The sequence below is a fragment of the Arthrobacter sp. DualSoilB13 genome (assembly GCF_055389195.1).
This window is the reverse complement of sequence record NZ_AP035865.1, coordinates 2,751,352-2,766,310: the sequence shown is the minus strand read 5'-3', so window position 1 is coordinate 2,766,310 and position 14,959 is coordinate 2,751,352. Positions and strand designations below refer to the sequence as shown.

Sequence of the window (14,959 nt, the reverse complement as noted above, 5' to 3'; positions counted from 1 at the left end):
CCGGCGATCATCGCGGTACCGGGACGGAGGCGAGAATACTGCCCAAGACATCGTCCACCACAATGCCGTCCATCTGGGCTTCCGGCCGCAGACCTACCCTGTGCCTCAGGCACGGCAAGGACAACGCTTTGACGTCGTCCGGGGTGACGAAGGACCTGCCGGACAACCACGCCCACGCTTTTGAGGTTTTGAGCAGCGCGGTTGCCCCGCGCGGCGAAACGCCGAGTTGGAATGAGGGCGCAGACCTTGTGGCGCGAACAACGTCAACGATGTACGCGAGGATCTCCGGAGCCACAGCCACGTGCGCAACGGCTGCTTGGGCGTTGGAAAGCTCGACGGCGCCAGCCACCGGGCGCACGCCGGCTGCGGAAAGGTTGCGGGGATCAAACCCGCTGGCATGGCGGCGGATGACTTCAATCTCCTCAGCCCGGCCGGGCAGCGGCATGGTCAACTTGAGGAGGAAACGGTCCAGCTGCGCCTCCGGCAGGGGATAGGTTCCCTCGTACTCCACAGGGTTCTGGGTGGCCGCAACAATGAACGGACTTGGCAGTGGACGCGATACGCCGTCCACGGAAACCTGGCGCTCTTCCATTGCCTCCAGGAGTGAAGCCTGGGTCTTCGGCGGGGTTCGGTTGATCTCGTCGGCCAGCATGATGTTGGTGAACACCGGGCCTTCACGGAAAGTGAACTCGGACGTGTGGGAGTCATAGACCAAAGAGCCCGTGACGTCACCGGGCATGAGGTCCGGAGTGAACTGAACACGCTTGGTGTCCAAGCTCAGAGCGGTGGACAAAGCCCTGACCAAAAGGGTCTTGGCCACGCCGGGAACACCCTCGAGGAGGACATGTCCGTCACATAGCAGGGCGATCAGCATGCCGGTAACCGTGGAGTCCTGACCGACTACAGCTTTGCCCACTTCGGCTCTGACATTGAGCAACGACTGCCGTGCCGGATCCTCAAGGGGGTGCCTCTGCCCGTTTTCTGAAGGTGGCGCCTCGTGCTGCGACGCCTCGTTCTGCAGGGCTTCCTGCTGGGACGTCGTCTCCGCGTAGTGGCTGTTGCTGTCCGTGTGGCTGCTCATCTGGCGATCGCTTCCTGTTCGATTCGTTCAATCTGTTGTGCCCACTGCACCAGCTGTCCTTCACTTTCGGGCATGAAGTCGATCAGGACGGACCGCACTTCCGTGGCCGGCAGCTTCACATGGCGGGCTGTTGTATCCAGAATTGCTTCGGTGGTGGCGTCGGCTCCAAGGTTGAAGTGCCGGGCCAGCCGTGACAGGGTTCCGGCCCTCAAATTCCGGGCGGCCCGCTCCACGGCGCGTGAGTCCTGGTACAGGCGAGCACGCCCTTCTGCTGTTTCGGCGGCCTTGACCACCACGGGCAGTGGCTCGAAAACCAAAGGGCCCATGCGTCGGCCCCGCCATACGATGGCCAGCAGGGCTACGAAGCCCAGCCAGGGGCCCGCGAAGGCAAGCCATCGCGGCGCGAGCTCGTTGAGCGTGGGGCTTGAATTTGACGCCGGGATATCTCCGACCCCGGGGAGGTACCACACGAGGTTCGCGTTGTTGCCCAGCGTTCGGAGGGCGAGGGCCGCATTTCCCTCCAGTGCAACGTGTTGATTGTCCAAGAGCTCCCTGCTGCCCAAAACAATGACCCTGCCATCGGCTGATTCCGCGTACAACCCGGGTCCGCTCCCACGCGGGGCGTAGCAAACTACGGGTCCTGAAAAGACGGATCCTTGCGCCGATACGCGGCCCGCTGCCAAGGCATCGTCCTGCTCGCAACCCGGTTCAATGACCTGTATCGCTTCCGGAACCACGCCGCCAGGGCGGATACCTTCAGCCAGGCCATTGAGCGTCCTGAGTCGTGGAGTCACCACCACTACACGGTCTGCTGCGGCTGTGATCTCCTCAAGCTGGGACCGGTCAAGGAAGCCCTGTGCGTCAAAGAGGAATACCGTGGCGTCATCTTTGTTTGATAGCGCCTCCAACGTGTCCTCGAACGTCTCGGTCGGAGTGACGGACACGCCGTGGCGCCCCAGGATCTCGGCTACCGCCATTCCGCCGTCCGGTGCCGGGTTCCGCGCTGACAAGCGCCGGGAGTCGGTGGCGCCTGCAACGCTGTCAATAGCCAGGAAAATTACCAAACCAGCAAGCAAGGCCCCCAAGGCAATCCACACGAGGTGTTTTTGGAACCAGGCTTTGAACCTCCCGCCGGCCGGGAAACCTGGGGTAGTGATTTCCTCCTGGCCCACATGTTCGTTCGTGGTCATCGGGGAACCGCGAATCCAGCGTTGGCCTGTCCTGCGAAGTCAGGCTTCAGCGCAAGAAGTTCAGCATCCAGCTGGCGGACTGACTCGTAGTCCGCGCGTGTTGCCGGGTGGTCGCCATACCGCACGGCATCGAAAACACCGGCAGCGGCGATCAGCTTGGCTTGTGCCGCACCAAAAACCCCGCCCAATTGAGCGGCGGCTTCGTCTGCGGTCCTGCCGGCTCGAGCATCAATGATGTCCCGTTCTTCCGCGGAGCGGACAAGAGCACGGAACTGATCGACGACGGCGGCCGGCCAGTTGCCGCCGTCGGCTGCTGTCGCCGCCCGTGCACGGTAGCCCTCTGCGTCGACTGTGCGGTCGTTTCCATAGAGGTCTTCCGCCTCTTTAGCCCTCCGGGCGTTCAACCTCGGCCTCACGAAGAAGATGGCGGCGATGATGAGCACCAAAGCCAGAACCACCATCAACGGAACAGCGATGTTGGGCCCGGCACCGGATCCACCATCCAAGGATGAAAGCCAATCCATGAAATCCCGCCACATCTGTTCAAGCCAGCCGGGCGTCGCGTCCGGGTACCGGGGGTTAGATAGCTCCTCAACGGCCCAGCGTCGCGCTTCGTCCCGGTCCGGGATCACAGGCGGTTCCATCAATGCCCATGACGAAAATACATCGATCGCGGCTGCCCTCATGCCTGAGGTTGCTGCCCTGGGGGAGCGGACGGAAACTGTCCCTCGCTCGGTGGCCAGGCGGTGTTAGCGGGCGCATTGGATGGTCCGCCGGGGATCCCTTCAGGATCGGAACCCGTTTCCATCAGCCGCATCAATTCAACATCCAGACCGTCCCGCCGCATGCGTAGGTCCATATAGATCAGGCTGGAAACGGACGCTTGAAAGGCGAACGTTACAGACCCCACCAGTGCCCCGATCGCCGTGGAAATCACGGTCGTCAGAACCAGCGTGGAGGTCATCGACTCCGCGTCGGGGTGGGGGGCCACTACTCCACCGATGGCGGCGGAGACCAAGGACACGGGAATTTGGACAATTTGGGCGATGATTCCCACCATGATGGCTACCACCAGCGTGATGCCGAAAATGCGCCACCAGTTGTTCCTGGTCAACTTCCACGACCTGAGAAGTCCGTCGTAAACTCCGGTCCGCTCCACCACTATCACTGCAGGGGCCAGCATCAACTTCAGGCCGATCCACACAAAGGCCACCACTGCACCCAGCCCCAGAGGCAGGACGATCAGCAGCGCGGCAGGTCCCATGGCGGTGAACAGCAAGATCGCAATCCCGATCACCGCGGCAACGGCGAGAAGGCCGCCCAGCGTCAGCAGCGCAGCAACGCCCAGCAGAGGAATTATCCGGGGGCCCGCCAGTTTCCACATCTGCTTGAATCCTGTCCGCCGGTTGAGCACCGAACGGGAGACGGGCACCACCAGGACACCTTGGAGGACGGATCCCAGGAACCCAATCAGCACCGAAACCCCTAGGGTGCCGGCCATGAACGCGAAGAACGGACCCATCGCGTCGGCAAACTCCGCTTCCGAACTGACGGATTCAAAGGTCGTGGACAACTGGACCATGCCCACCGTGACAATGCCGATCAGGACTGCCCCGAGGACTTGCACGATCAGCGCGGAGCCAAACATGGAAGCGGCATTGCGGCGGATCGTCTGGAACGAGCCATCAAGGATCTCGCCGAATTGCAGCGGACGCAGGGGGATGATTCCGGGCTTGGGAGGCGCGACATAAAAGGGTTGCCCGTAGGGTGGACCTGGAGGCCAGCCGCCAGGAGGTTGACCTGGACGATATTGCCCGCCAGCCTGCGGCGCAGCCCAAGCCTGGGGGCCGCCCCACTGTGGTTGGCCGCCCCACTGCGGCTGATTGCCGCCTTGTGGTTGGCTGCCCCACGGTGGCTGATTGCCGTTTTGTGGTTGGCCGCCCCACGGTGGCTGATTGCCGCCTTGTGGTTGGTTACCCCACGCGGGCTGACCACCCGGCGGTGGATTCTGGCCGTGCTCTGGCTGTGACACGATTTCCTCCCCATAAGATCCGGCCCGCCGACTCCCGACGTCCCCCACACGGACCTTCGCACCCAGCCTATAGTCCCGCCGTCGTCCCTCATAGCCTGCCGCCCGCGCGGCCATCACGGAGCGTGGTGAATAACAGTGCAGTACGGTGGAAGTGCCCCGGGGGCGCCATGCCGTGCGCTGCGCCCAACGGGACAAAGACTTGGCGATAAGGGAATATATAACTATGAAGGCACGCATTCTGGTAGTTGACGACGACGAAGCACTCGCAGAGATGATTGGCATCGTCCTGCGCAATGATGGCTTCGAGCCGGTGTTCTGCGCAGACGGCGGCCAGGCCTTGGAGATCTTCCGCTCCTCGAAGCCGGACCTGGTGCTCCTGGACCTGATGCTCCCGGGCTCGGACGGGATCGAGGTATGCCGCCAAATCCGCGGCGAGTCGGACGTTCCCATCGTCATGCTCACCGCAAAATCTGATACTTCGGATGTGGTTCGTGGCCTTGAATCCGGCGCCGATGACTACGTGCCCAAGCCCTTCAAGCCCGCTGAGCTTGTAGCGCGGGTTCGTGCGCGGTTGCGGCCCGGGGACCAGAAGGCCCCCGAAACCCTGCGCATTGCCGATGTCACTATTGACGTTGCAGGTCACTTGGTGACCCGGGGCGGAGAGCGGATCTCGCTGACTCCCCTTGAATTTGATCTCCTGGTTGCGTTGGCCCGCAAGCCGTGGCAGGTGTTTACACGTGAACTTCTGCTTGAGCAGGTGTGGGGATACCGCCACGCCGCCGACACGCGGCTGGTCAATGTCCACGTCCAACGGCTGCGCTCCAAGATTGAACGTGATCCCGAAGCGCCCGAGGTCGTTTTGACGGTGCGTGGTGTCGGATATAAAGCAGGTTCCTGAGTCGCCGGTCGGAAAGACCGGCGCGGAGGGCGAGAACCCGGGGGCCAAGGATCCCGGCGCGGCCGGAGTCGAGCATGTGACCCCGGCACAGTCAGAGTCCCCGGAAACTTCCCCTGAGCCAGTGGGCGCCACCCACGAGCGGCCCGCCAGGAACACCAAGAGTCTTTCCTGGCTCCTGTCCCGGGCACGGATCTGGACACGCCGCGGCCTGATTCTCGTCCTTCGGATTACGCGCCTTGTGTCTCTTGGCATGAGGCAAATCAGGCCAGGACTGCGCTTCGTCTGGCGTTCACTGTTGCGGCGTTGGCGCCGGTCCTTGGAGTTCCGCACGGTCCTCACCACATTGCTTCTGGCAGTGACGTCATTCGCCATTGTGGGCGCATACCTGTCCAACCAAATCGCCAACAACCTGTTCCAGGAACGGCTGGCCCAGGCGGAATCCGAGTCACGGTTCAACGTCAAACAAGTACAGGACACGTTCGACGGCGCGCAGGTCACCGACCAGTCAAGCGTGATCACCCTGGTCTATGACACGTTGACTGCCGTGGAAGGCCGCGGCTCGGTTATACAGCGTAGATACGTTTTTGAAGCCGCCCCGGAACAAACAAAACCCCGTAACCGGTGGGTCGAGTCACGTGCTTCGGACCAACTAACGGTCCGCGTCATTCCCCCCGAGCTGCGCAAGGCCGTGCAAAGCGGTGGCAAGCAGCAATTTTGGGCCTCCACACAGTTCCCGGTGGGAAACGAGGACAGACCCGGTATTGCCGTGGGGAACCTTGTCACATTCAACGGAACAGCCTACGAGCTATATCTGATCTACGACCTCAACACAGCCCAACAGACACTGGACGAGATCCAGAACGTCCTGTGGGCGGGTGGTGCGGCACTTGTCCTCATGATTGGTGCCATCGCCTGGTACGTGACCCGTAACGTCGTCAGCCCGGTAAGCCATGCTGCCGTGGTGTCGGAAAAGCTTGCTGCCGGCCAGTTGCAGGAACGCATGGTGGTCAAGGGGGAAGACGAGGTCGCGAGATTGGGCGCGTCCTTCAATCACATGGCCGCAAGCCTCCAGGAACAGATCACCCAATTGGCCACCCTGTCGCAGATGCAACAGCGCTTTGTGTCCGATGTATCCCATGAACTGCGTACCCCACTGACCACCGTGCGCATGGCGGCCGAGGTTCTGTTCGATGCCCGCGAAGATTTTGATCCCATGAACAAGAGGTCGGCAGAGTTGCTCTACCACCAGGTTGAGCGCTTTCAGTCCTTGCTGTCGGATCTGCTGGAGATTTCGCGGTTTGACGCTGGAGCCGCCGTCCTTGATGCAGAACCGCAGGACATCTTCCAAGTGATCTCGCACGTCATGGAGGGTGCGGCACCGGTTGCTGCGGAGTACGGCTCCGAAGTGCGACTGAACGCCCGCCAGAAGAGCATCATCGTGGAGATGGATTCGCGCAGGATCGACCGGATTCTCCGTAACTTGTTGCTCAACGCCCTGGAACACGGCGAGGGAAAGCCAATCCACATCTCCGTTGCGGCCAACCATGATGCTGTAGCGGTGTCAGTAAGGGACCACGGTATTGGGATGACCCAGGCTGAGGCTGCCAGGGTTTTCGACCGGTTCTGGCGGGCAGATCCTGCACGGGCCCGGACCACCGGTGGAAGCGGACTGGGCCTCTCCATCGCTGCCGAGGACACCAAGCTCCATAACGGCTGGCTCCAGGCATGGGGGCGAAAGGGCGCCGGTTCCAACTTCCGGTTGACACTTCCGTTGCGGCAAGGCGGCACCATTGTGAAGTCTCCCCTTCAGTTGGAGCCTGCGGACATTAAATTTCCCGGGTCGCCAAGCGAACGGCAGATGCTTGTACTGGCCCCGGAATCCGGCAACACTCCGGCGCAACCCCAAGCCGCCGGGGGAGATCCCGGTCCCGGCGAGGGCAGAACAGGGGAGATCTCATGAGTGCGGGAAGGTCACAACGCGGCAGGGCAGTGGTCGCATTGTTTGCCGTGCTGATGATTCTGCTGGCTTCCTGCGCCCAAATTCCCCGCTCCGGGCCTGTTGGCAAGAGTAAGGACGAGGGCGCCGGCAATCCCAACGCCCCGGTCTTCTTCCCTGCCGCTCCGCGTGCAGGTTCCAGCCCGGAAACCGTGATCGAGGATTTCTACATGGCAGGTAGCGGTTATGAGGATGACTACCCCGTGGCACGCCAGTTCCTGACGCAGGCGCAGTCGGTGACGTGGAAACCGGACAAACGCGCCTTGGTGTTTCGCGAGCAACGGGTAGTCAAGGCAGCGGGGGAGAACGAATACCTTTACGAGCTCGACGTTGCCTATTCAGTGGATGCTGACGGCGTTGCAACGCAGTTCCCTCCCGGAACCAAGGAAACCATCCCCTTGACGCTCGAGCAGGTGGAGGGCGAATGGCGTATTTCCAAGGTGCCCGATGGCACCGCCATCCCCGAAGAGACGTTCAAAGTGATTTACGGGGCCAACCCCATCTACTTCTATGACCCGACGTTTACCTACGCGGTGCCGGACTATCGATGGTTCATCAAGAAGAACACCGTGAAGTCCATGACCAGCGCGTTGCTTGCCGGGCCGGCCCCTTACCTGCGAGGGGCAGTGGTCAGCGCCTTCCCCTCGGGGATGAAGCTCGCACGGGAATCTGTGCCGGTTGTTTCCGGCGCAGCTCAGGTGGACCTCTCAGCCAAGGAACTCTTTGACGCCTCCGCCGAGGACCGGCAGAGGATGCAAAATCAGTTGGCACTGACGTTCCGTAGTCAGCCCGATGTCATTAACGTTCAGCTCCGTGCCGACCAGGACCTGGTGCGTGTTGAAGACAACGGGACAGTTCTGCCCCCGGTGCTGGACAAGAGTGTTCCTGCCCGCCAGATCGCAGTGAACAATGGCGATCTGGTGCGCTACGAGAACAACAGGGTCACTCCGCTGCCGGACATACAGTCGGTTGCCGGGCTTGGTCCCCACTCGCCCGCTGAGTCGCCGGTCTCCCAGACCGCTGCTTTCCTCAACGGCGACAAAACGACGCTTTACTCCATCGAACCAGGGCAGGCAGCGCGACAGCTAACCACCAGAAGCACTCTTACCGGACCCTCCTTCAGTCCGAACGATTGGGTCTGGACAGCGGGGCCCGGTGCAACCGGTGCCGCCGAAGTTGTGGCTTACAAACCCACAGGGATAGCTCCAGGTGCCGCGATTCCCAGTGTCACCATGACGCCGGCCTGGCTCACGGGACGAACAGTCAAGGATTTCAGGGTTTCTCGCGAGGGAACCAGGGCCTTGGTCATTTCCGAGGCAAACGGTAAATCCGCCGTGCAGATCACGGGCATCGTCCGCAACCCGGACGGTGTTCCCAAGGACCTCACGCTTCCCATCACACTGCTCAGTAGTAGTGCTGCCGATCAAGGCGCCTGGGTCAACGGGTCCACGGTGGCGGTGATGTCCGGCTCGGCTACTTCAACAGTGGTTCCGGAACTCCTGTCGCTGGCATCCGGTGAACCGCAGCAGTTGGCCCCTTGGGATGGATTGACCAGCCTCAGCGTCGGAAACGGCGCCGAGCAAATTTACGGACAGTCGGCTGCAGGGATCTTCCAACGCGTCGGAAATGGCTGGGAGCTCCAGCTCAAGGGACCTACCGAACCAGCCTTCCCGGGGTGAGCGCCCGGCGCCTGTTTCCCTCCTTTATCCACATAGCTCCCCTCGTGCCCTCCTCAAGGCGAACATCACGTTCAAACTGCCAGAATGACGTTCTCCTCCCTTGGTCCATGGTTCCGTAACCGGCTCCGCCGCCGTATCGATCCCGACCTCGGTTTTCCTGAACCTGCCGGGGCGCGGCGTCGTGGCCCTTTTCGAGGAAGAACGGGCCGGATCATCGCCGCCCTGCATGGCACTGTGGTTGACCTGCTGGCAGTGCTCATTCCTGTGGACTGCGTCTGCTGTGAGATGGAAGATGCGGTGCTTTGCAGCAGTTGCGCAAGAAGAATCCGTCAGCTGTGCCGGCACCCATTTCGGGCCGAACTTGAGTCACCCGCTTTGATTGACATCAATGGAACAGCGAAGATCGGGGTGGTGGCGGCGGGGCCGTATCGGGATGAGCTCGCCCGGTGCCTCCTCTCGTTCAAGAGCCACGGCCAATGGCGCCTTGCCTCTGTTCTGGCTCCCTGCTTGGGCAAAGCCGTGGATGCTGCCATCGGCGGCCGCTCCGGCTACTGCCTTGTGCCCGTTCCCAGTAGCGGTAAGGCGTTCCGGAGGCGAGGATTCAGCCCGGTACACCTTCTGCTCTTTTTCCTCCGAATCCGCCGAATGCTGCTCCATTGCCCCATTCTTGACGTTCTGGAGAAGTCGGGGGAGTGGAGGATATTTGTGGCGGGCCCCGACGCTGTCCGGCAGAGAGCGGCCCGGCTTGGTGACGAAGTTCTGGGACGTGCTTCCGTTCGATATGGAGGCGGAGGTCAAAAGGGGCTTGGAAGAGGTGAGCGCGCCCGCCGGGTCCGAGGATCCATGAGAGTACGGCGGGGACAAGCGGACAAGCTCAAAGGCCGCAAATGCATACTTGTTGACGATGTCCTGACCACTGGTGCCACACTCGCTGAGGCGGCAAGGGCGGTCACGGCTGCCGGTGGCCTGGTATCAGGCGCAGTTGTACTCGCAGCCACGAGGCCACCAGCCTACGCTTCCGCAGCGGCCATGGACCACCCCGGTTCGGTCCTTAAGACTCAATCAAAAAATAAGTGGCTAAAGGATGAATAACCGGTGGCGATGAACTAACGTCGGTTGTGGGTACCAAGAAAAGATGTACCTGTCGATAGCGGCTCGGAAAGGGGCTCGACTGTCCGTCAGACAAGCCCCCAACAGCGCCGTTGTCGTGTCACCTGAGTTATTGGAGGGCACCATGGAGTTCATGATCAGCGGACGAAATCTGACAGTTTCTGACCGCTTTCGCGAATATGCCGGCGAAAAAATCTCAAAGATTGAATCGCTGGGGGATAAGGTCCAGCGGGTTGACGCAAAGGTTTCCAAGGAAACCAACCCCAGGCAGACGCCTGGCGAGCTCACCGTAGAAGTCACCGTCCTGGGCCGGGGCCCCGTTATCCGTGCCGAGGCCACAGCCGCCGACAAGTTCGCTGCCTTCGACCTGGCGTACAACAAGCTGCTTGAGCGGCTTCGTCGTGCGAAGGACCGTAAGAAGGTGCACCACGGCCGCCACACACCCAAGGCTGTGCGCGAAGCCACGGCCACACTTGAACCAGCCAGTACGAGTGAGCCGCTTTACGTCGAGGCAAGCAATCATCATGAGTCCGCACCGGCGGTAGATGAGCGGTCTCCTTACGACATCGAGAACGACATTCCGGCAGGCGACTCACCTGTCCTGATCCGCCGGAAAGTATTTCCCGCAGCATCGCTGACCCTCGATGATGCTGTGGACAACATGGAGCTTGTTGGACACAACTTCTACTTGTTCCTGGACAAGGAAACGAACGCGCCGTCGGTTGTGTATCGGCGCAGTGGCTGGACCTATGGCGTGATCACCCTCGACTCCAACTGCGAGCCCGGCGAGGAAGCCGTGGAAGAGAAGATCCACGCCTACCGCTCCGATGATCAGGCCGCCACAGCCAAGTAAAGCCTCATCTTAGGTACGAAGGGACTTCAATGACCGTTTCGCTGAGCCTTTCACAGGCACGGCGGATCGCATTGGCAGCTCAAGGATTAGCGAAGGTCCGGCCCACCGGCCCCGTGACTTCACGGGCGGTGGGCCGGACCTTTGCCCGGATCCAGCTAGTCCAAATCGATTCAGTCAACGTTGTGGCGCGAAGCCACTACCTTCCATTCTTTTCCCGGCTTGGCAACTACGATCCCTTCATCCTCCAATCGATGGCCAGCCGCAAGCCACGCAAAATGATGGAGTACTGGGCACACGAGGCGAGCTTTATCCGGCCGGAGCATTTCCAGGACCTGCTCGTATGGCAAAAGCGGGCGTGGGTGGGCGCACACCGTCTTGATCCGGCCGTACGGCAGGACATGGAAGACCGCATTCTGATTGCGCTCACTTCAGGGCCTCCCATGACTGCATCCGAGTTGACTGCAGAACTCGGTCACGACGAGGACCCGGACCGTGATAACTGGGGCTGGAACTGGAATATCGTCAAACGGGTGCTGGAGCACCTCTTCGAGGAAGGCCGGATTTCCGCCGCTTCCAGGACAGCGCAGTTCGAGCGAAAATACACCCTCACTTCCCGGGTTGTTCCAGACGCCCAACCGCCCGAAGGCGATGCTGAAGCGTCCCTTGACCGGCTCATGGATGCAGCCGCGCGAGCCCACGGAATTGGCACGGTAAGGTGCTTCTCCGACTACTTTCGGACGCCCTTGAAGGCGGGCGCGGGTTCGGTGCAACGCCTGGTCCGCGCGGGCCGTCTTGAACGCGTTAGTGTTCGGGGATGGGACAGGGAAACCTTCCAACACGTCGATGCCACCTTGCCGCGAAAAGCAGCAGGCAGGGCCCTCCTGAGCCCATTCGATTCCCTGGTCTTCGAAAGACGGAGGCTGGAGGAGTTATTCGGATTCCATTACAGGATTGAGATCTACACCCCTGCCGCCAAGAGACGTTTCGGCTATTACGTCTTGCCGTTCCTGCTCAGGGAAGCCATCGTTGCCAGAGTGGACTTGAAAGCCGATCGGATATCCCGTCAGCTTCTGGTGCGCTCCGCCTTTGGTGAGATGGACGCGCCAGCGGATACCGCCGTCGAACTTGCCGCGGAACTCAGGCTCATGGCAACGTGGCTCGGCCTCCAGGAGGTGGTCGTCTGGCCAGTGGGGGACCTCGCCGGAGCGTTGTCCGAAGCCTTGGCGAACGATGGTCCTGCCCCGGGAGAATACGTCCAGCCGGGCAGTCCGCTCAGAGGTGAACCCGGCAACGTGGCGCTGGTCTCTCCCGTAGACTGAAACAGCCAGAATTCGGCAGCATGAGACTGGGAGCAATTTCACGTGGCATCACTAATCGAAAAACTTCTCCGCACGGGTGACAAAAAGACACTCAAGACACTGCGGAACTATGCCGATTCCATCAATGCCCTGGAAGACACTTTCAAGTCCTTCACGGACGCTGAAATCCGCGAGGAAACGGACCGGCTAAGGTCGCGCCACCAGGACGGCGAAACCTTGGAAGCACTCCTCCCGGAAGCCTTTGCCGCTGTCCGTGAGGCCTCCTCCAGAACGCTGGGAATGAGGCACTTCGATGTCCAGCTCATGGGTGGCGCAGCCCTCCACCTGGGCAATATCGCGGAAATGAAAACGGGTGAAGGCAAGACCCTCGTTGCCACAGCTCCCGCATACCTCAATGCGCTGTCCGGCAAGGGTGTCCACGTTGTCACGGTGAACGACTACCTCGCCGAATACCAGTCCGAACTCATGGGCAGGGTCTACCGTTTCCTTGGCCTTACCAGTGGCTGCATCCTGTCCAACCAGGACCCCACGGTACGCCGCGAGCAGTACAACGCTGACATCACTTACGGAACCAACAACGAATTCGGCTTCGATTACCTGCGCGACAACATGGCCTGGGATGCCAGCGAACTGGTCCAGCGCGGGCACAACTTTGCGATCGTGGACGAGGTGGACTCCATTCTGATTGACGAAGCACGTACACCGTTGATCATTTCGGGTCCTGCGCAAGGCGACACCAACCGGTGGTACAGCGAATTTGCCAAAGTTGTCCTCCGCTTGCAGCCTGACGTCGACTACGAGGTGGACGAGAAGAAGCGAACCGTGGGCGTGCTGGAAGCCGGGATTGAGAAGGTAGAGGACTACCTCGGCATCCAGAACCTCTACGAATCTGCCAACACGCCGTTGATCGGCTTCCTCAACAATGCGATCAAGGCAAAGGAACTGTTCAAGCGGGACAAGGACTACGTCATCCTCGACGGCGAGGTGCTGATCGTTGACGAGCATACCGGCCGTATCCTGGCCGGTCGTCGCTACAACGAAGGCATGCATCAGGCCATCGAGGCCAAGGAAAACGTAGAGATCAAGGCAGAGAACCAGACGCTCGCTACGGTGACGCTGCAGAACTACTTCCGCATGTACTCCAAGCTCGCTGGCATGACCGGTACGGCTGAGACCGAAGCCGCAGAATTCATGAGCACCTACAAGCTCGGCGTCGTTCCCATCCCCACAAACCGCGACATGCAGCGCATCGACCAACCGGACCTCGTCTACAAGAACGAGGTAGTTAAGTTTGATGCTGTCGTTCAGGACATCGCTGAACGGCATGAAAACGGCCAGCCTGTACTGGTGGGTACCACCAGCGTTGAAAAGAGTGAGTACCTCTCGAAGCTCTTGGCCAAAGAAGGCATCCGGCATGAGGTGTTGAACGCCAAGAACCACGCGAGGGAAGCGTCCATCGTTGCCCAGGCCGGACGAAAAGGCGCAGTTACGGTAGCAACCAACATGGCGGGCCGAGGCACTGACATCATGCTCGGCGGCAACGCCGAGTTCACTGCCATCGCCGAACTCGCCAAACGTGGGTTGGATCCCGAGGAAAACTCGGAAGAGTACGAGGCCGCATGGCCCGAGGCCCTGGCTGCAGCCAAGCAGGCCGTCAAGGACGAGCACGAAGAAGTTCTGGACCTCGGCGGACTGTACGTGCTTGGCACCGAGCGCCACGAATCCCGCCGGATCGACAACCAGTTGCGCGGACGTTCCGGACGTCAGGGTGACCCTGGCGAATCCCGTTTCTACCTCTCCCTCACGGACGACCTCATGCGGTTGTTCAACTCAGGTGCGGCCGAACGGCTGATGAACAGCTCCGTTCCCGACGACGTAGCGCTGGAGTCGAAGCTCGTATCCCGCGCCATCGCGTCGGCGCAAGGCCAAGTAGAGGGTCGCAACGCCGAGCAGCGCAAGAACGTCCTCAAGTACGATGACGTCCTCAACCGCCAGCGTGAAGCGATCTACGGCGACCGTCGTCGCATCCTCGAAGGCGATGACCTGCACGAAAAAGTGCAGTTCTTCTTGGAAGACACCATCAACTCACTCATTGATGCCGCTACGGCCGAGGGGTCAGGTGACGACTGGGACTACAACCAGCTGTGGGCAAACCTGAAGACCCTGTACCCGGCAACGGTTACCGCCGAGGAAATCATTGACGAAGCCGGCGGTAAGTCCAGGGTCACGGCAGAATTCCTGAGGGAGGAAATCCTCTCTGACGCCCGGCTTGTCTACCAGGCGCGGGAAGAATCCATCGGCGCCGAGAGCATGCGTGAGCTTGAGCGGCGGGTTGTGCTTTCGGTCCTTGGGCGTAAATGGCAGGAACACCTCTACGAGATGGATTACCTCAAAGAGGGAATCGGACTTCGTGCCATGGCCCAGCGTGATCCCCTGGTGGAATACCAGCGCGAAGGGTTTGTCATGTTCCAGAGCATGATGGAAGCCATTCGTGAGGAAAGTATCGGATTCCTCTACAACCTGGAAGTCGAAGTAACACCAGCCGAAGACGTAGTGGTGGCAGACGATTCGGCTTCCGGCGCACACACAGAGCACCACGATCCTCAGATCCGTGCGGCGGGCCTTCAGGCGCCGGAGAAGCCCGCGCAGCTGCAGTACACCGCGCCCGGAGAAGACGGAGCGACCCAGACGCGCATTGAGGGTAGGGCATCGGGCCGGTCCGGAAATCCTGCTAAAGCAGCAAGTCAGGATCAGCGGAAACAGGCAAAGAAGAAGCGTCGCTAAGCGGTTTCCGTAACGCG

11 protein-coding genes are annotated in these 14,959 nt (G+C 60.9%); 7 read left to right on the top strand and 4 right to left on the bottom strand.

Going from position 1 to position 14,959, the window contains the following annotated elements; genetic code table 11:
- Positions 1-7: 7 nt before the first annotated feature.
- Genes ACZ5J0_RS12685 through ACZ5J0_RS12670 form a run of 4 tightly spaced genes read right to left on the bottom strand, consistent with a single transcriptional unit; the run spans position 8 to position 4,303 of the window.
- Entirely contained in the window at positions 8-1,081 is a 1,074-nt protein-coding gene (locus tag ACZ5J0_RS12685; RefSeq protein WP_223940548.1) for an AAA family ATPase, read from the bottom strand.
- Entirely contained in the window at positions 1,078-2,271 is a 1,194-nt protein-coding gene (locus tag ACZ5J0_RS12680) for a DUF4350 domain-containing protein (protein WP_223940547.1), read from the bottom strand. The genes ACZ5J0_RS12685 and ACZ5J0_RS12680 overlap by 4 nt, the downstream gene beginning before the upstream one ends.
- On the bottom strand, positions 2,268-2,957 hold the full coding sequence (locus ACZ5J0_RS12675; protein WP_142938550.1) for a DUF4129 domain-containing protein: 690 nt from the start codon (positions 2,955-2,957) through the stop codon (positions 2,268-2,270). The genes ACZ5J0_RS12680 and ACZ5J0_RS12675 overlap by 4 nt, the downstream gene beginning before the upstream one ends.
- Positions 2,954-4,303, bottom strand: a complete 1,350-nt coding sequence (locus ACZ5J0_RS12670; protein WP_250819709.1) for a DUF7847 domain-containing protein — start codon at positions 4,301-4,303, stop codon at positions 2,954-2,956. Before ACZ5J0_RS12670 ends, ACZ5J0_RS12675 begins: the two co-directional genes overlap by 4 nt.
- Positions 4,304-4,526: 223 nt before the next feature.
- Here ACZ5J0_RS12670 and mtrA point away from each other — a divergent pair, with 223 nt between their 5' ends.
- The 7 genes from mtrA (at position 4,527) to secA (ending at position 14,942) form a co-directional block, all read left to right on the top strand.
- On the top strand, positions 4,527-5,201 hold the full coding sequence (mtrA, locus tag ACZ5J0_RS12665; RefSeq protein ID WP_090818324.1) for an MtrAB system response regulator MtrA: 675 nt from the start codon (positions 4,527-4,529) through the stop codon (positions 5,199-5,201).
- Positions 5,173-7,161 (top strand): MtrAB system histidine kinase MtrB, encoded by a 1,989-nt coding sequence (gene mtrB, locus ACZ5J0_RS12660; protein ID WP_142938552.1) that lies wholly within the window; start codon positions 5,173-5,175, stop codon positions 7,159-7,161. Before mtrA ends, mtrB begins: the two co-directional genes overlap by 29 nt.
- On the top strand, positions 7,158-8,876 hold the full coding sequence (locus tag ACZ5J0_RS12655) for an LpqB family beta-propeller domain-containing protein (RefSeq protein WP_223940545.1): 1,719 nt from the start codon (positions 7,158-7,160) through the stop codon (positions 8,874-8,876). Before mtrB ends, ACZ5J0_RS12655 begins: the two co-directional genes overlap by 4 nt.
- An 84-nt stretch (positions 8,877-8,960) precedes the next feature.
- Positions 8,961-9,968 (top strand): ComF family protein, encoded by a 1,008-nt coding sequence (locus tag ACZ5J0_RS12650; RefSeq protein ID WP_464093234.1) that lies wholly within the window; start codon positions 8,961-8,963, stop codon positions 9,966-9,968.
- 142 nt (positions 9,969-10,110) lie between these two features.
- A complete protein-coding gene (gene hpf / locus ACZ5J0_RS12645; RefSeq protein WP_142938555.1) occupies positions 10,111-10,839 on the top strand; it encodes a ribosome hibernation-promoting factor, HPF/YfiA family in 729 nt (242 codons plus the stop codon).
- 29 nt (positions 10,840-10,868) lie between these two features.
- Positions 10,869-12,158 (top strand): winged helix-turn-helix domain-containing protein, encoded by a 1,290-nt coding sequence (locus tag ACZ5J0_RS12640; protein ID WP_464093233.1) that lies wholly within the window; start codon positions 10,869-10,871, stop codon positions 12,156-12,158.
- A gap of 42 nt (positions 12,159-12,200) precedes the next feature.
- On the top strand, positions 12,201-14,942 hold the full coding sequence (gene secA / locus ACZ5J0_RS12635) for a preprotein translocase subunit SecA (RefSeq protein ID WP_142938557.1): 2,742 nt from the start codon (positions 12,201-12,203) through the stop codon (positions 14,940-14,942).
- The last annotated feature ends 17 nt before the right edge of the window (positions 14,943-14,959 follow it).